Origin of the sequence: Streptomyces sp. NPDC087845 (assembly GCF_044742755.1) — a bacterium.
In the GTDB taxonomy this organism is placed as follows: domain Bacteria; phylum Actinomycetota; class Actinomycetes; order Streptomycetales; family Streptomycetaceae; genus Streptomyces.
In genome coordinates this window covers 1040058-1062949 of the sequence record NZ_JBIUVC010000001.1, presented here as the reverse complement: position 1 = coordinate 1062949, position 22892 = coordinate 1040058, and the positions used below count along the sequence as shown (strand labels likewise).

The window sequence follows — 22892 nt, the reverse complement described above, 5'->3', positions numbered from 1 at the left end:
CCGCGCCTCTTTCATGCACGAGGCTTGACTGATCGCCCAGTTGTCGGTATAGGGCCGGCGCCCGCGAGGGCCCATCGGGGGAGGTGAATCACGTGACTTGTGTAGATTTCAGAACCATGGCGGTCGAGGGTCGCTTGGTGACCGAGCCCGCACCTGACAGCGACGATGCTGTTAACACTCGGCGAGCACCTCTGTGGGACTGGACATTGTCCGTACGCTGAGCGCAGTGCTCCGTCGCGAAGGGATCGATCCACTGATGAGTGAAAACCTGACGCTGGGAGACCGTCTCCGTATAGCCCGCCGGACACGGAAGCTGTCTGCCACTCAACTGGCACAGAAGGTCGCAATATCACCCAGCTACGTCCAGAAGCTGGAGTCCGGCGCACGCAAGGCTTCACCGTCGCTGGTCCTGGCACTCGCCAAGGCACTCCACTTCGGCCCCGAGGTTCTCACCGGCCAGCCGTACTACGGCGAACCGGAGGCCGAGGACGGGGTGCACGCGGTGATTCCCGACCTCCGCAGGATCATGCTGTGTTACGACACCCCGGACGAACTCGAGATCGCGCCGAGGCCGCTGTCGGTCCTGGCGTCCGAGGTCGACCAGGTGGCCGCTCTCCGACGGGATGCGCGCTACGCCCCCATGGGTCCGCTCCTGCCGGCCGTCATCACGGAGCTGACGCATCTCGCCCTCACCAGCCGCAATGGCGACCAGGCCAAGGCGTTCTGGCACCTTGCCCGCGCCTACCGAGCCGTGAACTCGCTCGCGCACAAGATGGGGCACCATGACCTGTCCAACACGGCGCTGGAGAGGGTGCGGTGGGCGGCGGACCGGTCCGGTGACCCGCTGATGAAGTTCACCGCCGGATATCTGGTCGCCGGCGCGATGCTCCGCCAGGGTGCGTACTCGTCTGCTCGTCGCAAGCTTCAGGCGTTGCGACAGGAACTCGAACGGCTCCAGCCGGAACGCTCCTTCAGCGACGATGCGCTCGCGGTCGACGGCGCGCTGCTGCTGAAGCTCGCCGTACTGGAGGCGAGGGAGAACAATCCGGACCGCGCGGACGACTACCTGCGCGAGGCCGAGGTCGTGGCCAGGATGGCCGGCAACCGTGACTCCCTCGCCTACGAGATGTCCTTCGGGCCGACGAACATCCGCATTCACGAAGTACACGCCATGATCGACATGGGGGACACGGAGCAGGCGCTCGCCCGCCTCGCGGAGTGGTCCGACGTGCCAGGCGAGGAATGGACGCCCCCGGCTCCGACGGTGGGCGAGCGATCCAGCCACCACTTCATCGACGTCGCCTCGGCCAAGCTGGCCGTGGGGGACAGGGCGGGCGCATTCGGGGACCTGCGACGTGCGCGTAAGGTCGCCCCCAACCACACGCGGTTCCACCCCTCGGCTCGCGAGACGGTCGCCGCCCTCCTGCGGATGGACGCGCAACCTTCCAACGAGCTGTCGACATTCGGCAGTTGGGCAGGAATTATCACAAACTGAGGCGAAGTCAAGATACTTCGCAGATAAATTCCACGGACAATCTGTCCGCGCACGGGCCCAGCAGAGTGGAAAGGTCTCCTCACAGATGGTTCTGAGGAGGCCGTTTCCATGTCTGATGCCACCCCGCGCGTTCCCGCGCTGCCGCCTCGGTGGATGCCGATAGGCGACGATCCCGAGCTGTGCTCGGCGGGCCACTGGTGGGATGCCATACGTGTCGTGGAGACCACCGGTCGGCGCGCGATCGAGCTTCTCCGCGAGGACGGCGCGGCGATCGGTCCGGTCATCCTTGACCCCGGAGGGCCGGAGCCACGCCTGTACTTCCTTGTGCCGCCCGGCACGGCCGCCGACTGGGAGGAGCCGGGAACGGTTCCTCTCGGGCGGAAGTGCCACGTTGTGGTGCCGCCCGCCGGCGCCACGCAGCCGCCCGGGCTGCACTGGCACGTCGTCCCCCGAGGTCCCAGGTCACTCACACAGCCCGGTCCGCTGTGCAAGGCCCTCAGCCAGGCACGCAGAGAGCGCAGCGGCCCGGCGGAGGCCACGGATTCCTGATGTCCCTGAACATCTCCCTCGTCCTGCTGCTCGGGATCGTCCTGGTCGTACTGATCCGAGGCGGCTCCCTGAAGGCTGGACCCGTGGTCGTGAGCGTGCTCTTCGGGTTCTTCCTGGCGGGCACGTCGATGGCGCCGGAGATCAATCGGCTGGTCTCCAGCGTTGCGGACATGATCGGCCAGATTCGCGTCTAGTACTGCAACCGCGTTTGGCGTGACGATGATTCGGTTTATGGGTTGTGGCCTCGTCGTTTGTAGTGGCTGATGCGTGCTCGGTGTTGTGCTCGTCGTCGCCAGTGGGACCAGGTGCAGGGCCTGGGCGACCCGGGAAGGAGTCGTGCCGTGAGGTGGGCGGTCAGGCGGCGGATCTCGGGCAGGCTCAGCGGGACGAGGTGCTGTTCACCGGCTTCTGATCCCCTTTTTTGAGTTCCTCCGCGCGGACCGTTGCCAGGTAGGCGTGGGCCGCCATGGCGAGAGTGATGTGCCAGTACCAGGCGTGGTATCTGCGTACCTGGTAGTGGTCGAGTCCGCATTCGTTCTTCGCGGTCTGGAAGCATTCTTCGATCGTCCACCGGCGGCCGGATACGGCCAGGAGGGTGTTCAGGGTGGTGCCTTCGGGTGCGAAGCACACGTAGTAGGCGATCTTGGTGGGATCGGTGATGCTGCGGCGGGCGAGGACCCAGTGCCCGACACCTTCCTCGCGCCAGGGGGCGGATAGGCGCCCGGGCCCAGTCGTAGACGCGCTCACCGTGGGCGCCTCGCCCGCACGACCGGCGCTTCCACGCCTGCCGTGGCAGACCGGCGACCAGTTCGTCCACGGGGTGGTCCATGCGTGAGGCGGTGACGACGGTGTCGGTGCGACGGGTTGCCAGCACGTGGAACACCCCGCGCTGTTCCAGCCAGTACCGCAGGCCCTTGACCTGCCCGTACGCTTCGTCGGCGGTCAGCCACGCGAACGGTACCCGCGCGGCGAGGGCCCGTTCGACCATAGCCTTCGCGTGTTCGATCTTCGTGGCGAAGGCGACCTCGTCCGGGACCCCGGCAGTACGGCACCGCTCATGGTCCTCGGTCCAGGACGCAGGCAGGTACAGCTCCCGGTCGATCAGCGTGTGACCGACATCAGTGGCATAGGCCAGAAACGTGCCGACCTGGCTGTTCTCGACCCGGCCCGCCGTGCCGGTGTACTGACGCTGGACCCCGGCCGAGCGCACACCCTTCTTCAGGAACCCGGTGTCATCCACGACGAGTACCGCCTGCCGGCCACCGAGCCGTTCAGTCACGAACTCCCGTATGTCGTCATGGACTTCGTCAGCATCCCAGTCACACGTGTTGAGCAGTCGCTGCAAACGGTCCGGCCGGTCATGCCCCACCCGCTCGGCGACCGTCCACGCGTTCTTCCACTCCAGCGACGACACCAGCCCACGCATATAGGCCAACGCCGATTCCCGGGGTTCCGAGCGCTGAAACCGGTGCATGAACCGCTCATGCACTTCCCTCAGCTCCGCCGCCCACCGCCACACGTCACCGACTTCGAGATCCCCTCCCATGACAGGAACAACGACACATCGTCACGCCAAACGCGGTTGCAGTACTAGGGCGGCGGCGCGGGAGTCGGCACCGCGGGTGACTTTGGTCCGCAGCCGGGCGGTGGCGAATGTGGACTCGATCGGGTTGGTCGTCCGAAGGTGGATCCAGTGCTCCGCGGGGAAGTCGAAGAACGCCAGCAACTGCTCCTGATCACCGGTGATCTTCTTGACGGCCCTGGGGAACTTCGCGCCTGCAAGGTTCAGCGGACAGCGGTATCGGTGAGTGGGGACGTTAGCGTACGACGGCTATCTGCGACTGGCAGGGGGGCGGAGTCCGGGGCGTTGTGACACGAGGGAGCCGGCTGTGGTGTCGGCGTGTGCCACAGGATCGTTCCAGTCGGTTTCATTGCTCTCCCGACCAGCGCCGATGGATATGCGATGATCCTTCCCGTGTTTCATCCAGCTCAGGGCTCGGATGGAAGAGGGGGAATAGGGATGTCGTTGCGTGACTTGGTCCGCGACGAGGCGATGGCGCGGATGTCTCCGGCGGAACGGTTGGCTCAACTGCGCGCCGCACGGCTGTACTTCCAGCGGCCGGAGAGCCCCGGTTTTTTTGTGTCCGAGACCGTGGATGGTCCGATAGTGCCGGTCTTCACCTCCTGGGAGGAGCTGGCTCTGTTCGCAGGAGCATGTGACTGGGCGTCGACCACGGCCGAGGACTTGGTAGGGCTGTTGCCTGAAGGGGTGCGGGCGCTGGTGGACCTGTTGGGGCCGAACCCGTTCTTGTTGGAGGCCGCGATGCTGGAGGAGCCGGCAGAGGTGGAGGGGGAGTAGACATGGCAGGGGGCGGAGCGGATGGGCCTGCGCCGGGGGATGGCTACAGGATCGAGATCGCTGAGGTGCGCAAGATCATGACGCCGATGGAGGAGTCCGTCGTCGCGGCGCACCAAATCAAGCGTGACTGGAAGTCCATGGCTCAGGGGATCCAGAACGCGGCCACCGTCGACATCGAGAAGCCGGCCAAGGACGTGCTGTCCGAGTGGGGTTTCGGCATGGGGCGGCTCGCCGAGCACGCCGACTCCATCGTTGAAGGCCTGCGGCAGGCCATCGCGGCCTACATGATGGCGGACCTGCTGCAGCTCGAGAACTTTGCGCCGACTGAGGACAACATCGCCAAACTCCCCATGGGCGAACACGGCCTGCGTGCGTGGAGGAACGGAGACCGGCCTCATTTCGATCCGCCTCCCGAGATCTACCAGGAGCCGTGGCTCGACGGCGGTAGCGGCAGTGGTGACGGTACGGTCGTCACGGGCGATCCAACCAGCAATCCTCGTTACCGCGTGGCCGGTGAAGGCGGTGAGGGCTGGGTGGTCGACGGCGGTGGAAAGGGCCCTGTCGCATGACGCACAAGGACGCCATGGAGGGCGGCGCTTCTGAGCGCATACCCCCGCACGCCAAGCCCGAAGAGGTCATACCGGGCAAACCCGAGAAGATTGACGACCTGGTCATCAAGCTCCGTGTTTATGCGGGCGCGTTCAAGGACGGCTACGACAAGCTGACCGACTTGTCCCTGCTCCCGTGGACCGGTGCCGCAGCAGATAGCTTCCAGGACGCGAGCAAACGTCTGCCCAGGGAGCTGGAGTCGGCACGCAAGTACTTCACCTCCGCGGCGGGCGCTCTGGACGCCTACGCCGACAAGCTGCGTTCCGTGCAGAACCGGGCCAAGCCGATCATCGAGGACGCGGACGAGGTAAGGGCTGCGTCGAAGAAGTACTGGGAGAACGTCACGGCCTACAACGCCGCTGTCGACCGCGGGGATGACACGCTGCCCGAGCGGCCGCCGGACGACGATCCCATCACCGGGCTGGACTCTTGCTATCGCCGGCTCGACAAACTGGAGAGCGAGCTGCAGGGCGTCGTCGACGACTCCAAGGCCAAGCTCGCCAAGGCGGCCGAGAAGGCCCCCAACGCGCCCGAGGGCTGGAACCGCTTCAAGAAGGGCGTCGGGGACTTCTTCGGCGGCATGGGCGACAGCGCCAAGGACATGTGGAAGCAGTTCGAGTACATGGCTGAGGACGGCCCCGGTGGCGCCAGCCTGCAACTGGCGGGCGCGATCGACGGGGCCGCCTACGCCGCGAACCACCCCAAGGAGTTCGCCAAGGCCGTCACCAACTGGGAGGAGTGGCAGCGGAACCCCAGCCGTGCCGCCGGCCAGCTCACCCCGGATCTGCTGCTCGCCCTCGCCACCGGCGGCGGGGGCGCCCTGCGGAAGGGCGCCTCGACCGCTAAGACTGCCGCTCAGCGGTTGGCGGGACGCGAGCGGGCGCTGCGTCGCGACGGCAGCGCCGCCGAGCGTGCCGACGGCGAGCCGAACAAGCACGACAAGTGCACCAAGGAGAAGTGCGGAGAGGGCGAGCCGGTCGACGTCGCAACCGGCGAGATGTTCATGTCCGCCACGGACGTCAGTCTGCCCGGCGCCCTGCCGCTGGTACTGGAGCGGCACTACGTCTCCGGTCACCCGTGCGGCGGTTGGTTCGGTCCCACCTGGGCGGCCACCCTCGATCAGCGCCTGGAACTGGACGATGCCGGACTCGTCTACATCGCGGCCGACGGCATGGTGCTGCGATACCCGGTACCAGAGCCGGAGACCCTCACCCTGCCCGTCTCCGGCCCGCGCTGGCCGCTGCGCTGGGACGGCAAACCGGACGGCGCCTTCACCCTCACTATCCCGGAGGAGAACCGCCGCCTGCACTTTGCCCGGCTCCCGGTGGGAGGCCCAGAACTGGCGCTCCACGCGATCACCGACCGCAGCGGTGAGGGCGACCGCATCGACTTCGTGTACGACGAGCACGGCGTACCCACCCGGATCACCCACTCCGGCGGCTACCGCATCGTCGTCGACACCGACACAGCCCTGCATCGCGTCACGGCCCTGCGTCTCCTGCACGGCGAGCAACATGAACACAGCGCCCGGCTCGTCGCCTTCACCTACGACGACAGCGGCGACCTGATCGAGGTCGCCAACTCCACCGGCAAGCCGCAACTCTACCGTTACGACGAGCACCGCATCACATCCTGGAAGGACCGCAACGGCACCGCGTTCGCCTACGTCTACGACCACCGCGGTCGCGTCCTGCGTACCGTGGGGCCGACCGGCATCCTCTCGGGCCGCTTCCACTACGACGACGCCCACCGCACCACCCGCTACACCGACTCCCAGGGCAACGTCACCACGTACGTCCTCAACGAGGCGCACAAGGTCGTCGAGGTGACCGACCCGCTTGGTCACACCACCCGCACCGAATGGGACGAGACCAACCGCCTCCCTCTCACCGTCACCGATGCACTCGGCCACACGACGCGGTACACGTACGACGAGGACGGCAACCTCACCCACATCGAGCGTCCGGACGGAAGCAGCGCCGAGGCGGTCTACGACGAGAACGGCCTCCCGACGGAGATCCGCGAGCCCGATGGTGTGGAATGGCGCCACACCTACGATGGCCGCGGCGCACGCACCTCCACCACGGACCCGACGGGCGCTACTACGCACTGGACGTACGACGAGGCAGGCCACCTCACCTCAGTCACGGACGTGCTCGGGCGCACGACGACAGTGACGACGGGCGCGGCGGGGCTCCCGGTGACGGTCACTGACCCCCTGGGACACACCACCCACGTCCGCCGCGGCCCCCACGGCCGCGTCACCGCCCTCACCGACCCGCTCGACCGCACCACCCATTTCGGCTGGACCATCGAGGGCAAGCCCGCCTGGCGCGAGCACCCTGACGGCACTCGCGAGGAATGGAAGTGGGACTGCGAGGGCAACCTCGCCAAACACACCAACCAGGCCGGTCATACCACCGAGTACACCTACACCCACTTCGACCTGCCCGCCACCCGCACCGACCCCGACGGCGCCCACTACGCCTTCGCCTACGACACCGAACTGCGCCTGGTGACCGTCACCAACCCCCAGGGGCATGAATGGCGCTATGAGTACGACACCGCCGGCCGCCTGGTCGCCGAGACGGACTTCAACGGGGTGACCCGCTCCTACGAGCGCGACGCGGCGGGCCGCCTCACCGCCCGGACGAATGCGCTTGGCCAGACGCTGCGGTACACACATGACGCGATGGGGCGGGTGCTCACCCAGCAGGACGAGACGACGGACGAACTGACGACCTTCGCCTACGGTACGCGAGGGGCCCTCGCCCGCGCCTCCAACAGCGACGCGGTCCTGACCCTGGAGCGGGACCCCCTGGGCCGAGTCCTGGCGGAGACGGTCAATGGCCGCACGATCACCTCCGCCTACGACGCGGTGGGCAACCGTTTGACTCGCACGACTCCGTCCGGGCTGGCATCGACCTGGACGTACGACGCCGCCGACCGACCCCTGACCCTCACGACGGCGGGCAACACCCTTACCTTCACCCACGACGCCACCGGTCACGAGACACAGCGTGCCGTCGGCGGTGTCACCCTCAGTCAACGCTGGGATGACACCGGCCGAATCACCGCACAGACGGTTACTTCCGCCGCCGATGACCTCATCCAACACCGCACCTACGCCTACCGGCCCGACGGATACGTCACTCAGATTCGCGAACTGACGTCCGGTACTCGCCACTTCACCCTGGACCCGGTCGGCCGGGTCACGGGTGTACAAGCGCACGGCTGGACCGAGCGCTACGCCTACGACGCGGCCGGGAACCAAACCCACGCCTCGGCGCCAGGACAGGAAGCCTCTGGCGAGAGGGAGTTCACCGGAACCCTGGTCCGCAAGGCGGGCCGCACCGTGTACGAACACGACGCCGCGGGCCGCCTGATCCGTAAGACCCGCAAGCTGCTCAACGGTCAGACCCGGACGTGGGCCTACGCGTGGAGTGCCGAGGACAAGCTCACGCGGGTCGTGACGCCGGACGGCGAGACGTGGACGTACTCCTATGACCCCCTGGGCCGCCGCATCGGCAAGACCGACCCGAAGGGCGCGACTCTCACCCTCGCCTGGGATACGACCCGCCTCGCGGAACAGACCGCCCGGGGCGGTGCGACCTGTACCTGGGACCACGCCCCGGAGACTCACCGCCCCCTGACCCAGACGGTCGGCGAAGTGGGAACCTCACGCTTCCGTGTCGTGGTCACGGATGCCACGGGGACGCCCACCGAACTGCTCACCCCAGACGGCGAAATGACGTGGCAGCACCGGACTACCCTCTGGGGAACCCCTGTCCCTGCCCCCTCCGACGTGGAGACCTGCCCCCTCCGCTTCCCAGGCCAGTACGCCGACCCCGAGAGCGGCCTTCACTACAACTACTTCAGGTACTACGACCCGGAAACGGCTCGATTCCTCACCCCAGACCCGCTCGGTCTCACCCCTTCGGACAACCACCATGCGTACCCTCGAAACCCGATCCGGCTGACCGACCCGCTCGGACTGGCTCCCTACGACCTCGAACCCGAGTCGGAGAAGATCGCGGACCACGCCAACGGTGAAGCGCTCCGCCCCGACGGCAACGGAACGCACTACGTGCGAGGAGTCGACCCCAAAGCCCTGAAGTTCTACGTCGACGGAGTGATCAACGAGCGCATACCCAACATCGAACCGAAATACGGACTGCGAAATGGTCGAGAGGCCTTCTGGGACCCGGACAAGGAGGCCGTGGTCATCGTGGACGGTGACGGGGGCACCGTGTTCACCCCCAAGCAGGGATACTCCTACTTCGAGGACCTGGAATAAGAGGAGCGGTATGTCCGAGCAAACCAGCCGCAGCGTCAGTCTCTCCCACTCGGAGTTCACGAGGCTTTACTTCCTGACACGCGAACTCAATGAGTTCCCCGCCGAGAGACTGCAGGGTTTCGGATGCGATGCCGAAGAACTGGAAGATCTGTTGTCACGGCTCAGGAGCGCTCGTCGGCAGTCCAAAGAGCATGGGGAAGCTCACCGTTTGACACTTGTCTTCTCGACGACGCTCCCTGAATCGGACGCCGCACCAGCTCTTGCCCGCGACGGAGACAACCACACTCGGGCGGCGCCCGCCCACACCACCGTCACCGTTCCCGCCAGCGTCGCGCAGTGGTGGGCCCCCGCAGCGCGCTGGGTCCTCCATGCTCACAGTCCCCGGGAGATTTCCCTACGCACTGGGTACTCAACCGATGAGCTGCGCGAAGCACTGGCAACCTTGCCGGACTGAGACCGCTTCGTGCCTCGCCTCCTCAAGGAGCGGTATTGGCGGCGGGCGAGGCGGTCATGGAGCCCCGCTCCGTTGCGGAACCGGATAGCGTAGGGGTGTGCGCATCCGCCCTGCCGTTTGCAGCTGCAGGTCTTGAAGAAACTGCCCATCCCACGGATGAGTTTGGTCGCCACGTGCACCGCTCCTGACTCATGCTGGGAGTTTGCTGACCAGCGGTCCTACAGCATGGTCCTGACCTGCGGCCGCGTCACACTAGCGCACCGCCCGTGCCAGCGGCATGCACCGTCTCATTCAGGTGCGACGGTAAACCAGCCGTGTGGTCGGAGCGTGGCAGCGCTCCGAAGAAGTGCTGGAGGTCAGCGCAGCCCTGCGAAAACCACAGCCGCCGCCGTGCCGCCCAGGATGGCCCCCGCGATGACCTGGGCTGTGGTGTGGTCGCGGGGGGAGACACGGGACCAGCCGACGGCGGCGACGCCGAGGAAGAGGAGGGCGGCCCACCAGCCATAGGCGACAGTGATGACGACGGCGACGCCGGAGGCGACGGCGGTGTGGACACTGACCTTCCACCAGACAGTGACCGCCATGGTCAGCAGCAGGCCGGCGATCATGGCGGCGACCAGGGCGACGACCTCGCGGGGCGCGTCGAGCGCCAGGAGCAGGCCCGTGCCGATGAGGACGGAACTAAGGGTGACGAAGAGCGGTGTCCACCGCTGGGACCGAACCTTGAGGTGCTTGTCCGTCCAGCGCCCACGGCGGACTCCGGCGACGATGTAGGCGATCGGCAGGCCGCCGCAGAAGGCGCCTGCCAGCAGGCCCCAGCCCGCACCCGCAAGGGAGTTGGTGGAGTGCCAGCCGATGACCAGCAGGACGCCGATGACCAGGTTGGCGGGCGCCAGGACCTCGGTGACGAGGCGGGCGGATCGCCTCTCGGCAGGAACGGCGGCAGTGGGTGGAAGCTGGGTGGCGGTGGTCATGCCGGTGTCTCCTCAAGGTGGGCGCGGAGGAAGTCCTGTGTGGCGCGGGAGCGGTAGGCGGTGCTGAGCGTGGTGAGGGCGCGGATCTCGGTGGCGAGGTCGCGGCCTCCGCTGGCGGGGGGCATGGGTTCACCGGAGCCAGTGGCCGCTCCCCGGAGCCGTTCCTTGCGGGCGACGGCGAGCCAACAGGCCTCGGCGGTGATGTCGGCGTGAGCGCCGATGAAGCCGAGGGAGGTGGCGTGGTCGTAGGAGCGTCCGCGCAGTTCCGCCGGCGCGTAGTCGGCGAGAGTGAGGATCGAGTCGCGGATCTCGATGGTGCGCCGGTACAGCCGGTCATGTGTATGCGAAGTCATCGCCCGCTGCGCACATGCCGCCGTCTTCGTAGGCCATGTCGAACGTGACTGTGCGCAGGCCGCTCGCCAGGCGGAGCCAGGTGTAGACGTTGTCCCATGCCTCGCGTTCGGCCGGCTCGGACGAAGCAGGGATCCGTTCCACCCAGTCTGCGAGTTCGGAGGCGTGTTCTTGGGGGTCGAGGAGCGCCATGGCTGACTGAGCGCGGTATGGGGGCAGACAAGGGCCCGGGGTCTGTGTGGATGCCATGTGTGGGAGCGTCTCACGCCGGTTTGACAACCCGGCGCGGGACAGGGGCTGTTCACCCTTTGAGGACCTGCTGGGCCTACTGGACCCTGCGGGAATCTGGCGGGCGCGAGATCGCACATGCGTAGACATGGCCTTAGCTAGGCCGTACCTGCTGGGCTGCCAGGCGCCGTACCCGGTGCGCGGTCGTCTCCGACCCGTTGGGATACCGGCACCTCTGGCCGACCGCCGATCCGCAGCGCGGACACTCAACGTCTTTCCACGCGGACGCCTTCACCGGCGCCATTCGCTTCGCCGGCTTAGCCGGGCTGCGCCTGGGTGACTTCGACATCGCCTCACGCCGGGCCTTCGTCCGCTGCTCCTTCGAGGCCGGGTCGTGATGCGGGCAGGGTCCCTTGCGGGTGGTGTTCCAGGTACACACCGTGCCCGTGCTCGCCTGGTGCCCGCACCGCACCGTCGGAACGTCATGAAGCGCGCAGGGGCCCTTGGTCTTATCCCATCTGCACGGCCGGTGTGTCTTGCCACCGACTACCTTGCACAGCTCCGGCCGGGTGTGGGCCTTCGTCTCGGCGGCGGCGCGCTCGAAGAAGCCACTAAGGGATGGGTCGGTTTCCGCGGTTGCGGCCGCGACCCGCTCCCACAGGTCTTCGAGGCCGTGGACCTCCGCCCAGCCTGCCCCGTCGGTGGCGAAGTAGGCCAGACGCTTACCCGTCTCTTTGTCGAAGAGCCACACAGCCCGAGCCATTGTTGCGGTTCCTTCCTTTCGCATACGCGCGCCATGTGACCGTCGTACCGTGAGATGAGAGCTCACCGCAAGACATCATCGGCGGGTTCAGGCTGCCGAGGGCCTGCCCAGTCGGCGCTCTCAAGCGGCTGTGAATTCCCTGATGGGCTTGGCCGTTGACAGTTGGGACTGCATGGTCTCGGTCGGCAGATCGAAGTTCATTTCAGCTGTTGGAATGTCGGACCAGCCGGTGTCCCCGCATGGCGCCGCCGCGACGGGCAAGCGCTCGCTCCCAGCCCTCCTCGTTGCCGATGCGGTGCGGCTCCTTGTAGAGGCCAGCTCTTACCTCGGCATCGGTGAGTTGAGCCGCAACCGTAGTCCAGGACCTGCATCCCCGGTTTGAGTTGCAGATCGACCACGGCCTGACGCGCCGGGACGGACAAACCGACACGGCCGATGGCCGTCTGGCGGCGTTGGTTACTCCAGAGCTGCTCTGACATGCACGCTTCCTGGGATTCGACCGGCGAATCTACATACGGCAGCACCGAACCTTACGCTCAGGCGTTGCCGGTCCACACGATCTTGCCAGCGAAACCACCCCTCGACGCAGCCTTCTGTGCTCGCCGCTCTTCCAAGCGGCTCGGTGCCATGCCCAGGTCGAGAGCAAGTGCGTAAACCACTTCGAGGATGTCTGCCAGCTCCTCGGCAGCAGCGGAGTCGTCCGCGGTGAGGAACTCGGCTACCTCCTCGCTGAGCTTGTGGTGCAGCCGCTCCCGGTACTCTTCCAGGCTGGCAATGTAGACCTTCGGCTCCGCACCGCTTTCACGGATGATCTGGGGAATCAGGTCTCGTACGAGCTTGCCGTCTGCCATCAGCCCTCCGCGAATTTAGTCCACTGGGTGTGGCGCTCCTGTGCCACCTCAAGCAACACGGCGCGGAGTTTCTCCTGGCTCCGACCGCGGGTCTTAATCGCGTGGCAGTTCGGGCACAGCGCAACCATCCGGCTGGGGTGGTCGCGTCCACCGCGGGCAAGGTCCACGACGTGATCGACTTCGAGTATCGGTGCGCCCTTGGCTGTCACATCGGTGGGTTGGCCCGTGCAGTGCGGGTTCTCGCAGATTCCTTTACTGCGCAAGAGCACTGCTCGTCTGGCCGTCCCTGACCGGAACGGGTTGTATGAGGCGTCGGGTGCGCGTCTGCCTCGGTTCTCGCCCTCGCGATGCTCGACGATCCTGCACAGCCGGTCGTACTGGGCTGCCGTGAATACCGGAGGCGGCGGCTCGGCATCATCGTCGGCGCAGTCGTCAGCTATCTCATCGTCGTACAGTCCGACTTGGTGTAGGAGCGGCCCGTAGTTCAGGCCGTCGAAGTACGTTGACAGTAGTGCGTCGATTGCGGCAACGCGGGCGTCACCGGACCGGCGCAGCACGCCATAGGCCGACTCGACGAGACCGCTGCAGGGCTGGTTGTCGGCGAACCATCGTCTCAGCGCAGAATCTCCGTGGGCGGTGGGTACCGGGCCCGAGTGGTCACGCAGTTCCCAGAGGCCTGCGTGGTACAGGGCGGCGACCGGATAGTCGGGGCGCGGGCGCTCCCTTCGCATGCCGTGCTGCTCCAGCAAGCTGCGGACTACTTCCATCGTGGTGTTCCAGGGGAGAAGCCGTTCTTCTCCGTGGCGAGCCCGTCCGATGGCCCAAAGCAGGGTGATCGGCTGGTACAGGAGGGGGCGGCCTGCGGCACGGTTCACCTTCAGCTTGTCGATGCGGCTGAGGAGCTCCTCGTACGCCTCCAAAGCGGCGCCGGGACCATCCACGATCGCGAAACCGAGTTTGCGGAGCAGAGCAACGGCGTGGTCTGCGCCACCGGAGAAAGCTTGCGCCTCGAGAGGCGCCTGGTCGAGGAGGTACCCGTGCGCCGCGCCGACGATGGCCTTGAAGTCGTAGAGCTTGCCGTTGTGAGAGAGGAGGTGGCGCCGAGCGCGCTTGAACCCATGGGTACGAAGAAAACTCTCGCGACCGAGGCGGTCGCACTCTGCGAGGGCCTTGATGATCTCTGAGCCCGTGATGTCCGCCAACGCCATGTCGTGAACAGTAGGCGACGCCACCGACAAACAGTGACGAGTTGTGGGCGTGCAGGATCCTCAGCTGCCGGACCACGGCCGACGAATCGGTACCGGCCTCCACTCCCATCAGCGGACGGCCGAGCGCGCAAGCATCCACACGGGGGTCTCGCTGTGCGATCTCGACAAACTGCGCCAGCATGTCGTTGACGACGGGCTTCCCGCGCAGCGGTACCGATTCGCCAGGCGGCGGGGAGCGCAAGGGGAGCGCGGATGCCTTTGGACGGTGCAACACAGGACGCGAGCAGCGGGACCGCCACAGGTGCTCTGATCTGGGAAAACGGGATCTGACACGATCGCGCGGCACAGCCCGGCATGATCCCTAGTGGTCTTGTAATGCGTAGGTCGTCGGTTCGAATCCGACAGGGGGCTCCGGGAAGGCCCAGGTGAGGACAGTCTCCGACCTGGGCCTTCAGTCGTTCTCGGAGCCCTGGGGTCCGGAGCGCGGGGGGAGTGGTGCGGCGGTCGCCGGCACGTCGTGCGGCGGTGTTGTCACGGGGTGACGCCGTCCCCGGCGTACAGGTAGCCGCCCGGCCGGGCGGGGTCGGCGATCAGCAGTACCTGGTCGCCGGGGCGGGGAATCCGCACCTTCGAGACGATGGTCTGGAGGGCGATCCGGTCGGCGGCCCCGGACAGCTGGAGGACCAGGTCGACGACCGGGTTGAAGTTGACCAGCCTGCCGGTGTCGCTGATCGATTCGACGACGGCGGGGATGGTCGGCACCCCCATGGCGAGCAACTGCTGGACGTCGAGGCCGGAGTGGTACGCGCCGATCGACTGCTGAACCTTGGCGAAGTCCTCGTTGCCGAGGAACGCGCGTGTGGCGCGGCCGTAGAAACCCTTGCCGCTGGCCACCTTGCCGGCGATCTCGGCGGCCCGCTCCTCGCGGTTCTTGCGACGATTCCCGAAGATTCCCATGGCGGCTTCTCCTTCTTGGTGATGTCCGGTGCGGTTCAGACGGATTTCGTCCTGTGCGACTTGGAGCGCATCCATGTCGGTGTCGGTCTTGGGGCCGGTGTGCCCGGCGTGCGGACGGTGAGAGAGGGGCGGCCGTCGGCTGTCGGGCCGGTGGGACGGGGCGTGGTGACCGTCCCGGCCTACGGGTGCGTCCTGCTGACGGGGTGGACGCTAGGCGGCCGGGGGCACCTACCGATCTCAGGTTCGCCCGCCCGTTTTCGGACGACGTACCCTCCTCACATGTCGCCTCCGAGCCGGCCGACCGGCGAGCGCCTACCGCGCGCCATGGTCATCGACAGAGCCTGGCGCGGCCTCGGGCCGGGGCTGGAGTCGCTGAGTGGCCCCGGTGGCGCACCCTTGACCCGGACGGTCAAGCTGATCGTGCTGCCGCTGATCGTCAGGCCGGCGCTGAGCCCGGAACTCGCGGTGGATTTCCTCGGACCGGCGCAGGCCGCGCACCTCGACGCGCTGATCCGGGAGTCCGGTCCGCGGCTTGAGGCGACGGCGCAGTGGTTCACCCTGCTCAAGAGGGCCCGGCGGGCTCTGGGCGTGGTGGCGGGCAACCCCCAGGATCTGTACTTCCAGCGGTGCTTCGAGCTGGCCACCGAGCACGGAGCGCCCTCGGCCGGGGCGGACGCGTTGGCCAGGGCCGTGGTCGAGGACGTGGCGGACGCGGTCGGCGGGCGCACGGTGGACGTGCTGAAGGACCACCTGGCGGACGCCTCCCGGCGCGCCCGGCTCGACGGGGAGCTGGCCACCGGGTGGGAGAGTCGTCGGCCGGCCGCCGCCGACGGCGCGGCCGCGGCGGTCGCGCTGGCGGCCGAGGTTCTGGACGCCTGCGGCGCGCCGGGTGGGGCGGGGAACCCACCGGCGTACGTGTCCATGGTCGAGGCGGGGCACGGAGACCTGCTCGGCCGGGCGCTGTGGGCGCACCCGAGCGGTGTCTGGGGCCGCGACGACCTGCCGGCGCATCTGGGACTGACCGAGCGCCAGGTGCCGCCGCGTCCGGAGGTGGGCCGGGGCGCCTCGACGGCCACGCTTCCCGCGCCGCTGGACCGCACGCTCTTCGAGCGGCTCTTCGTCGTGCTGCAGTCGTCGGCCCGGCGCGAGGAGTTGGCGACGGTGCCGGAGCTCGTCGGGCGGGAGGTCGGCCGCAGTTGTGCTCCGCTCGGCCTGTACGACGAGAGCCTGCGTGTCGCCGTAGTCCTCGGCGGTCGGCTCGCGGTCGGCCTCGACCCGCTGGGCACCGGAGAATCCGCGCCGGGGCGGACGGCGGCGCACCGGGCGGTCAACAGCCGCTGGCGGCGGGAGGCTTCGGCCCTTCGCGCCCGCAGGATGACCGTTTCTCCCCGCCCCGACCCGGACGGCGGCGTACTGGAAGCCCTCGCTCAGGACCTCCGTACCCCCTGGGCCGCCTACATGCGGCGGCTGTGGGTGCGGCTGCACGGGCGGGATGTCCGCGACGCGTCGTTGAGGGACGCCGCGTCGGCCTGGGCGGTGCTCGACGGGGTCGCCCGCTCGGTGATGATGGACCACCGCGCCAGGGTCCGGTCGGCGCTGCGGGCACTGTCGGCGACCGCGGCGGAAGCGGCCGAGCCGGGGAGCGCGTGATGGCGCGGGCCCACTTCGACGTCCGTGTCGTGCGGGGTGCGGACGGCACGATCCGGGTCGCCGCCGGTCCTGCCTTCGGCGGGGCCGGGGACGGCGGCGACGTGGGTGCCACGGGCGGTAGCGACGTGGGTGCCACGGGTGGTAGCGGCGCGGGCGCCGTGGGCCCCGACATGGGTGGTGTGGGCCCCGACTTCACCCGGGCCGTTCTCGACGTCGCGGGAGCGGTTCTGGCCTGGCCCGTCCTCGGGGACCCGGGTCTGCCGGTGGCGGAGGTGAACGACGTGGGGCGGGCGCAGCAGTGGCTGTGGGCGGTCTACGGCGAGCGCACTGCCGCTGCCGTGCACGCCTGCGCGGCGGGGGAGCCGGCCGGCCCGCGGGTGGTGGCGGACCTGACCGCTCTCGCGGGCGGCGCCGCCCGGCTCGGTTTCGGGCACTGGGCGGCGCGGTGGTGGCCGGCGTCGTACGCGGACGGGATACCGGCGCTCGAACCGGACGTGCTCGGCCTGGAGCTGGCCGCGCTCACCCACGCGTGCCAGCAGTTGTTCGACGACTTCGGTGACCAGCCCGACGACTGCGTGGCCGAACTGATCGAGGACCATCGGTCCGCCCTCGACCCGCTGACCCAGTGGTGGCGCGCGGCACCGCGGCCGACGGACACGGCACGCCACCTGGAGAGCGTCCTGCGGTTGATCGACGACGCGGCGGACAGTGCCGGGCTGGACGGGCAGGCTCTGCGCCGCCTCCGGTCGTCCCTGGACCGGCGCCGGCCGGCCGCTGCGCCGGTCGACCCCGGCGCGCTGTTCGCACGGCAGGGCGGCTATGCCCTCGCGGCGGGCGAACCGCTCGTCGCGGGCGGCCGGGTGATCGCCCGGGGCTCGGGCACCAACGACTGGCGCCGCTACCCGCCCGGCTTCGTCGACGCCTCCGAGACCGCGGTGTCCTGGACCGCTCGCGCACTCGGCGCGCGACGGCAGATCGAGGTCGAGGTCGTCGCGCACATCGCGGCACCCGCCGCCGCGGTGCCTCTCGTCGCGGAGGTCCGTGTGAACGGCGGCCGCCGGTATCGGGTGCCGCTCGCCAGGCGGGACGACGTGTGGACCGGCCGGGCGGAGCTGGAGCTGCCGGCCGCGGCGCCGCCGCCGCGCATCGAGGTCGGTGTGCTGCTGCCCGGCTTCGACCCCGGCCCCCGTCCCGATACGGCCGGCGGAGCCGGAGGCGTCGCCGACCGCGACGCGATCCGCACTCTGGCCCGGCGGCGGCTGGCAACCGCGGCAGAGTCCCCGGCGCAGGGCGCGTTGCCGCACGACGCCTTTTCGGGCCCGTTCCTTGCCGAGATCGCCGCTGCTGCCACCGGTGAGGACTACTGACGGATGCCGGACGAGGAGGACGACGCGGGGGTGTGGCTGTACGGAGAGCCGTTCGACAGTGGTTTCGCCCTGGCCGAGGAACATCGGCTGGCTGCTGACCTCGCCGCCGCGTGCACCGTCTACGAGGGGTTGCTCACCGTGGCCGAGCCCATCGAGGACTCGCCCGACGTGCGTTTCCTGCGGGCGCATCTGCTGTCGGACCTCGCGAGCGTCCGGCTCACCGCCACGGACCTGGCCGGGGCGGCGGACGCCGTGGAGCGGGCCCTCGGCCTGCTCCACGGCATCCCCTCGGTGTCGATGGGGCCGCTCGGCCGTCAACTGTGGCTGGAAGTCCTGCTGAAGACCCTGCTCGCCAGGGCCGACCTGCTGCGCAGGACCGGGCACCTGGACGAGGCGCTGGCATGTCTCGACGAAGTGGCGGCCAGACTGCCCGAGTTCGACGACCCGGAGGGGCTGCGTACTGCCGAACTCGGCCTGAACCGGGTGCATCTGCTGATGGAGCGGGGCGAGTGGGGAGCGGCCGAGGAGCAGGCCTCGGCGCTGCTGTCCACCACACCGCAGGCCGTGGTGCCGGCCGTCCCGCGACTGCTGACCGCCCTCGGCCTGATCTGCGCCTCGACGGGGCGGTTCGACCCGGCCGAGGACTACTTCGTCCGCGCGGAGGACGGCTTCCGGGCGATGGGCAACGCCGGTGAGCAGCAGTCGCTGCTCGTGCACCGGGCGTACGCCGCGATGCACCGGGGCGATCTCGGCCTCGCGGAGCGGTGGTACGCCGAGGCGTCCGCGATCTTCGAGCGGCAGCGGCAGTTCGGTGATCTGGCGGTCTGCGAACAGGCCCGTGGCTTTCTCGCCGGTCTGCGCGGCGACGCCACCGGCGCACAGGACCTGCTGGGGGCGAGCCTGGCCCGGTTCGAACGACTCGGCGCATCGATCGCCGCCGCCGACACCAGCCTGCTGGGCGCCCAACAGGCCTATGCCCGGGGCGACATCACCGAGATGAAGCGGCTGGCCCAGGAAGCCCGCGACGTGTACCAGGCGCGGGAGGTGTACGAGCGGTGCGCACAGGTCGATCTCATGCTCGCGAGAGCCCTTGAGGACAACCTGAACCGGACGGACCACGGTGACCACGAGCGGGAGTCCATCGGTACCGCGCTCTCCCTCGCCCTTCCCGCCGCACTGGCCCTGGAGGCGGCGCGCTACGACTTCGCCACCGCCCACGCCCGCAGTCAGTGGCTGGAACTGGCGGACGACGCCATGCAGTTGGTCTTCCGCCTCGCGGTACGCCGGCAGGACCAGGGACTCCTCTTCGAACTGGTGGAACACCGCTGCGCGGGCGCCTCGCTGGCGCTGGACCGTTCACCTCGGTCGGCGATGCGTGTCCCGCCCTCCGGGCCCGGCGAGTCCTCCAGGTCCGGCGAGTCCTCCGGGCCCGGCGAGTCCTCTGCGCCCGCCGGGGCAGCTGGGGCAGCCGGGTCCGCCGAAGACGCTGCGTCGGTCTTCCCGAGTGCGGCCATGAAGGCGTACGGGCACGTCGACGGCCCGATGATGCCCGGGGGCGTGGCGGCGGAGGCCGCTGCCTCCGTCGGCCTGCGCGTCGCGCCGCCGCCGAAGGTGCGGATGTCGCCGGAATCCGGCCGTATCGCGCTCCAGGAGTACATCGAGGCGGCCGAATTCCGCTATCACCGACGGATCGTGAGTGAGGAAGAGGTGCCGTTCTGGTCGCCGACGACGTGATGAGCCGGCCGGTGGTCCAGGTCCGGCTGGCCGACGCCGGCGACCTGTTCATGACCTGGACGTGGACCAGCGGGGCCCGGGGGTTCGGCACCGGCCACGGGCCCGGTGCCGAAGTCGACCGGGCGGTCGGCGCGCTGGCCGCCGCGCTGCCGGGCGCGGGCGGGGGAGCGGAGGGGCTGCGGCGGGCGTTCGACTCGGGAGCGATGGCCGGTCACCGGACCGAGCACCGGCTCGCGCGGGTGCTGGCCGAGGCGCTGTGGCCGGAGGGGCTGACGGCGCAGATACGCCACGTGTCGGCGCGCGCGGGCCGTCCCCTGGTGCGGATCCAGCCGTCGCCCAGGGTCGCCCAGGTCCCGTGGGAACTGCTTGCCGTCGGCGACGACGTCCGGCTCATCGATCTGGCGGACGTCGTGACCACCGCGCCGGTGTCGTTGCGGCTGCAGAGATCCGCTGCGTGTCCGGCGCCCGACACGGACGCCGAAACGGACGCAGATGCGGACGCCGAAACGGACGCGGATGCGGATGCGGGCGCGGATGCGGGCGCCGACGCGGTCGTGCTCGTCCTCGACCCCCGGGTGCCCGGGTTCCGGGCCGACTCCCCGCTCGGCTCGGTCCTGGGGCCGCCCGGCTCGGACCCGCAGCTGCTGTCGTTCGTCCAGAGCCGTCTGGACGCGGGCGCCGTCGTGCCGTCCGTCGCCGCCCCGGCGGAGGCCTTCCGCCGCACCGACCTGGACCGGGACTGGTTGAGCGGCGTGCTCCGCAAGGGGGCACGCAGGCTGATGTACGTCGGGCACGTGAGCGGCGCGCCGGTCGAGGGCGGGCAGAGCGAGGACGGCGCGCTCCATCTGTGTTGCGGTCCGGGGACCGCCGGCCTGGCCGAGGCGGTCCGTACCCATCGGCCGCTGTCGGCCAAGGACCTCCTGCTGGGCACGCTTCCCCTGCGCGCGGACGGCGAGCCGGGTGCGCGGATCTGGCCCGCGCCGCCGCGTGTCGCGCTGATCGGCTGCGAGAGCGGCGGCGATCTGCGGTTCGCCGAGTCGTTCGGCCTGGCGACGGCGATGATCCACAACGGCGCCGAGCTGGTCACCGCCACCCGCTGGGTGCTGCCGACCAGCTTCGCGTTCCACCGGCTGGCCGGTCTGCCCGAGTCCGTACGCCCGCTGTCGGAGGCGATCATCGCCGTCGACGCCGCCCACGAGCACCGCGACCCCGTGCACCGGCTCGGCCGCTGGCAGCGCGAGCAGCTCGACCACTGGCGCGCCGGCGGCCGGATCGAGCACTCGCCCCTGCTGTGGGCGGCCATGACCTGCATCGTTGTATGACCGGCAGGCGATACGGGCTCTGTGACGTTCGCCCGGTGATCCGGTGCCGGGGTTGATCCTCGGGGCGGGACAGGGGCGGGGCGGGGCAGGGGCCCCTCCCCGCGCGTGTGGCGGCGCGCAGCTCGGGGTCCTTATCGCGGCACTCACCGCTGGCCCCTCCCCGCGCGTGTGGCGGCGTGGGGAGGGGCGGTACACCGCTCAGGTCGCGGTGCAGTTGACCCGGACCGGGGCCGCGGCGGCGTGGCGGTTGTTGGCGCCGCTGCCGCGGTTGTCGAGGACGACGGAGATCTTGTTGTCCGTGATCGGGAAGGTGCCGGCGGAGACCCACTGGCCCAGGTGGGAGGGCTGGTTGATCTCGAAGGTGCCGATCTGGTTGCCCGAACTCTGCGTGAAGGCGCGGTAGACGGTGTAGTGAGCCGGGGTGCCGCCGACATACGAGAGGTCGTGGACGTTGGGGATGTACACCTGGACCGCGCAGTTGCCCTTCTTCACGTCGCCGGACGTGAACTTCCACTGCGCCCAGATGCCGTCCGAGCGTGAACTGCCCGACATCGGCAGGCTGTAGTAGAAGCCGCTGCACCCGTAGGACGTGGTGCTTCCCCGGCTGCCGCGCCAGCCCTCGTTCCCGTCGGTGTACTGGTCCCCGGCGGCGAAGCCGGGCGTGTTGCAGCCAGGGCCTATGAGGTGCGAATAGGTGATGGCCGGGGCGGGGGCGTCCGGGGCGACGCCCGCGGGCTTGTTGGCGGGGGCCTGCTTGTTGTTCTCGGCGGGTGGGGTGTTCTTCTTGCCGGTCTTGGTGGACGGGGCCTTCTTCGGGGTGCTGGGCTTGTCTTCCTTGTCCTCACCGCCGCTGCCGGACTCGTGTATGCCGCCCAGAGCGGCGTTGTGTTCGGTCGTGCCGCCGGAGCCGGGCCCCATACCGGAGTGCTCGCCCTTGGCCTTGGCCTTGGCCACGCCCGGCGCGGAGATGCGCTGCTCGCTGGGAACGAGTCCGGGGCCGGAACCGTCGGGGTTCATCGAGCTGCCGGCAGGGGCCCCGGCGACCGGGGGACGGGGCTTGTCGTCGGGGCCGGAGATGAGGAAGGGCACCCCGATGAGGACCAGCCCGCCGAGGACCGCGGCGGCGATCATCGGCTTGTTGGGCCGCCCCAGGGGCAGGCCGACGGTGCGCTTCCCGGAGGCCCCGGAGCCCGCCGCGGCGGTGAGACGCGTCTCGGCCGCCGACTCGGTCGTGGTCCGGGTCTGAGCGGCGGAAGCGGTTCCGTCCGCCGCCGGACCCGTCTCGGCGGTGGCCGCCGTGGCCGATTCGGGGGCGGCCGGGGTGGTTTCGCCGGTTGCGGCCGTCGCGGCGGCAGTCGGCGCCTCCTCCCCCGCTGCGGGGGCTGCGCCCTCCTCCGCGGCCGGTTCGGGGGTCGCGGTGGCTACGGCGGTGGCCGTCGCCGTCCCACCGCCCGTTCCGGCCTTCGTGCCGGTTGTGGCTGCGGCCTCCGCACCGGCGGCCGGAGCCGTCACGGCCGCGGAAGCGGAGGCAGAGGCGGAAGCGGGAGCAGGAGCGGAAGCGGAGGCGGTGGAAGCGGCGGAGGCGGTCGCGGTCGCGGGGAACAGGCCGGTGGTCGGTTCCTCGGTCAGGACGGCGATTGCCGCCGCACGTCGCACCGAGGAGCCCCCGGCGCTCTCACCTGCCGGGGTGGACTCTTTGCTTGCCATGGCTGGTCTGCCTTTCT

General features: G+C 69.3%; 16 protein-coding genes and 3 pseudogenes. 10 read left to right on the top strand and 9 right to left on the bottom strand.

What is annotated here, in order from left to right; translation table 11 throughout:
• Positions 1-256 precede the first annotated feature (256 nt).
• The 3 genes from ACIOMQ_RS04840 (at position 257) to ACIOMQ_RS04830 (ending at position 2238) form a co-directional block, all read left to right on the top strand.
• A complete protein-coding gene (locus ACIOMQ_RS04840) occupies positions 257-1495 on the top strand; it encodes a helix-turn-helix domain-containing protein (protein WP_391724069.1) in 1239 nt (412 codons plus the stop codon).
• A 108-nt stretch (positions 1496-1603) separates the two neighbouring features.
• The gene (locus ACIOMQ_RS04835) at positions 1604-2044 is read left to right on the top strand and encodes a hypothetical protein (protein ID WP_402187850.1); all 441 of its coding nucleotides are present in this window, start codon (positions 1604-1606) and stop codon (positions 2042-2044) included.
• Positions 2044-2238, top strand: a complete 195-nt coding sequence (locus tag ACIOMQ_RS04830; protein ID WP_362211925.1) for a hypothetical protein — start codon at positions 2044-2046, stop codon at positions 2236-2238. Before ACIOMQ_RS04835 ends, ACIOMQ_RS04830 begins: the two co-directional genes overlap by 1 nt.
• 184 nt (positions 2239-2422) lie before the next feature.
• Here ACIOMQ_RS04830 and ACIOMQ_RS04825 read toward each other — a convergent pair.
• Together ACIOMQ_RS04825 and ACIOMQ_RS04820 are read right to left on the bottom strand one after the other, a co-directional pair.
• A pseudogene (locus ACIOMQ_RS04825) lies at positions 2423-3590 on the bottom strand (IS701 family transposase).
• Positions 3591-3617: 27 nt separating this feature from the next.
• Positions 3618-3821 (bottom strand): annotated as a pseudogene (locus ACIOMQ_RS04820) (transposase); the annotation flags it as partial.
• Between the two features lie 243 nt (positions 3822-4064).
• Between ACIOMQ_RS04820 and ACIOMQ_RS04815 the strand changes: the two are divergent.
• The 4 genes from ACIOMQ_RS04815 to ACIOMQ_RS04800 are packed head-to-tail and all read left to right on the top strand — an operon-like array spanning position 4065 to position 9763.
• Positions 4065-4403 carry an SseB family protein gene (locus ACIOMQ_RS04815; protein WP_362211928.1) on the top strand — a complete coding sequence of 113 codons (339 nt, stop codon included), beginning with the start codon at positions 4065-4067 and terminating at the stop codon, positions 4401-4403.
• Between the two features lie 2 nt (positions 4404-4405).
• Positions 4406-4972 (top strand): hypothetical protein, encoded by a 567-nt coding sequence (locus tag ACIOMQ_RS04810; protein ID WP_362211931.1) that lies wholly within the window; start codon positions 4406-4408, stop codon positions 4970-4972.
• Positions 4969-9309: a DUF6531 domain-containing protein gene (locus ACIOMQ_RS04805; protein ID WP_362211934.1), complete on the top strand. Its 4341-nt coding sequence runs from the start codon at positions 4969-4971 to the stop codon at positions 9307-9309. Before ACIOMQ_RS04810 ends, ACIOMQ_RS04805 begins: the two co-directional genes overlap by 4 nt.
• A gap of 10 nt (positions 9310-9319) precedes the next feature.
• On the top strand, positions 9320-9763 hold the full coding sequence (locus ACIOMQ_RS04800) for a hypothetical protein (protein WP_362211937.1): 444 nt from the start codon (positions 9320-9322) through the stop codon (positions 9761-9763).
• Positions 9764-10119: 356 nt separating this feature from the next.
• Here ACIOMQ_RS04800 and ACIOMQ_RS04795 read toward each other — a convergent pair whose 3' ends face one another.
• The 6 genes from ACIOMQ_RS04795 to ACIOMQ_RS04770 all read right to left on the bottom strand — a co-directional run bounded on the left by ACIOMQ_RS04795 (position 10120) and on the right by ACIOMQ_RS04770 (position 15095).
• Complete coding sequence (locus ACIOMQ_RS04795; protein ID WP_362211940.1) at positions 10120-10737, bottom strand: hypothetical protein; 618 nt, start codon at positions 10735-10737, stop codon at positions 10120-10122.
• On the bottom strand, positions 10734-11090 hold the full coding sequence (locus ACIOMQ_RS04790) for a DUF6545 domain-containing protein (RefSeq protein WP_402187845.1): 357 nt from the start codon (positions 11088-11090) through the stop codon (positions 10734-10736). The genes ACIOMQ_RS04795 and ACIOMQ_RS04790 overlap by 4 nt, the downstream gene beginning before the upstream one ends.
• Positions 11071-11337: a hypothetical protein gene (locus tag ACIOMQ_RS04785; RefSeq protein ID WP_362211943.1), complete on the bottom strand. Its 267-nt coding sequence runs from the start codon at positions 11335-11337 to the stop codon at positions 11071-11073. The genes ACIOMQ_RS04790 and ACIOMQ_RS04785 overlap by 20 nt, the downstream gene beginning before the upstream one ends.
• Before the next feature lie 1278 nt (positions 11338-12615).
• Complete coding sequence (locus ACIOMQ_RS04780; protein ID WP_362194984.1) at positions 12616-12930, bottom strand: nucleoside triphosphate pyrophosphohydrolase; 315 nt, start codon at positions 12928-12930, stop codon at positions 12616-12618.
• Positions 12930-14138 (bottom strand): HNH endonuclease signature motif containing protein, encoded by a 1209-nt coding sequence (locus ACIOMQ_RS04775; RefSeq protein WP_362194987.1) that lies wholly within the window; start codon positions 14136-14138, stop codon positions 12930-12932. The genes ACIOMQ_RS04780 and ACIOMQ_RS04775 overlap by 1 nt, the downstream gene beginning before the upstream one ends.
• 531 nt (positions 14139-14669) lie before the next feature.
• Positions 14670-15095: a hypothetical protein gene (locus ACIOMQ_RS04770; RefSeq protein ID WP_362194990.1), complete on the bottom strand. Its 426-nt coding sequence runs from the start codon at positions 15093-15095 to the stop codon at positions 14670-14672.
• A gap of 279 nt (positions 15096-15374) precedes the next feature.
• On the opposite strand from ACIOMQ_RS04770, the gene ACIOMQ_RS04765 reads away from it, so the two are divergent.
• The 3 genes and pseudogenes from ACIOMQ_RS04765 to ACIOMQ_RS04755 all read left to right on the top strand — a co-directional run bounded on the left by ACIOMQ_RS04765 (position 15375) and on the right by ACIOMQ_RS04755 (position 21168).
• A complete protein-coding gene (locus tag ACIOMQ_RS04765) occupies positions 15375-16745 on the top strand; it encodes a hypothetical protein (RefSeq protein WP_402187842.1) in 1371 nt (456 codons plus the stop codon).
• Entirely contained in the window at positions 16745-18112 is a 1368-nt protein-coding gene (locus ACIOMQ_RS04760) for a hypothetical protein (RefSeq protein WP_401262942.1), read from the top strand. The genes ACIOMQ_RS04765 and ACIOMQ_RS04760 overlap by 1 nt, the downstream gene beginning before the upstream one ends.
• Positions 18113-18115: 3 nt before the next feature.
• Positions 18116-21168, top strand: a pseudogene (locus ACIOMQ_RS04755) (CHAT domain-containing protein).
• Between the two features lie 198 nt (positions 21169-21366).
• Here the strand turns inward: ACIOMQ_RS04755 and ACIOMQ_RS04750 are convergent.
• Positions 21367-22875, bottom strand: a complete 1509-nt coding sequence (locus tag ACIOMQ_RS04750) for a hypothetical protein (RefSeq protein WP_402187840.1) — start codon at positions 22873-22875, stop codon at positions 21367-21369.
• Positions 22876-22892: the final 17 nt, after the last annotated feature.

Coding starts and splice junctions, on each gene's coding strand:
- ACIOMQ_RS04840 (WP_391724069.1), top strand. CDS start 257: ATGAGTGAAAACCTGACGCTGGGAGACCGTCTCCGTATAGCCCGCCGG.
- ACIOMQ_RS04835 (WP_402187850.1), top strand. CDS start 1,604: ATGTCTGATGCCACCCCGCGCGTTCCCGCGCTGCCGCCTCGGTGGATG.
- ACIOMQ_RS04830 (WP_362211925.1), top strand. CDS start 2,044: ATGTCCCTGAACATCTCCCTCGTCCTGCTGCTCGGGATCGTCCTGGTC.
- ACIOMQ_RS04815 (WP_362211928.1), top strand. CDS start 4,065: ATGTCGTTGCGTGACTTGGTCCGCGACGAGGCGATGGCGCGGATGTCT.
- ACIOMQ_RS04810 (WP_362211931.1), top strand. CDS start 4,406: ATGGCAGGGGGCGGAGCGGATGGGCCTGCGCCGGGGGATGGCTACAGG.
- ACIOMQ_RS04805 (WP_362211934.1), top strand. CDS start 4,969: ATGACGCACAAGGACGCCATGGAGGGCGGCGCTTCTGAGCGCATACCC.
- ACIOMQ_RS04800 (WP_362211937.1), top strand. CDS start 9,320: ATGTCCGAGCAAACCAGCCGCAGCGTCAGTCTCTCCCACTCGGAGTTC.
- ACIOMQ_RS04795 (WP_362211940.1), bottom strand. CDS start 10,737: ATGACCACCGCCACCCAGCTTCCACCCACTGCCGCCGTTCCTGCCGAG.
- ACIOMQ_RS04790 (WP_402187845.1), bottom strand. CDS start 11,090: ATGACTTCGCATACACATGACCGGCTGTACCGGCGCACCATCGAGATC.
- ACIOMQ_RS04785 (WP_362211943.1), bottom strand. CDS start 11,337: ATGGCATCCACACAGACCCCGGGCCCTTGTCTGCCCCCATACCGCGCT.
- ACIOMQ_RS04780 (WP_362194984.1), bottom strand. CDS start 12,930: ATGGCAGACGGCAAGCTCGTACGAGACCTGATTCCCCAGATCATCCGT.
- ACIOMQ_RS04775 (WP_362194987.1), bottom strand. CDS start 14,138: ATGGCGTTGGCGGACATCACGGGCTCAGAGATCATCAAGGCCCTCGCA.
- ACIOMQ_RS04770 (WP_362194990.1), bottom strand. CDS start 15,095: ATGGGAATCTTCGGGAATCGTCGCAAGAACCGCGAGGAGCGGGCCGCC.
- ACIOMQ_RS04765 (WP_402187842.1), top strand. CDS start 15,375: ATGTCGCCTCCGAGCCGGCCGACCGGCGAGCGCCTACCGCGCGCCATG.
- ACIOMQ_RS04760 (WP_401262942.1), top strand. CDS start 16,745: ATGGCGCGGGCCCACTTCGACGTCCGTGTCGTGCGGGGTGCGGACGGC.
- ACIOMQ_RS04750 (WP_402187840.1), bottom strand. CDS start 22,875: ATGGCAAGCAAAGAGTCCACCCCGGCAGGTGAGAGCGCCGGGGGCTCC.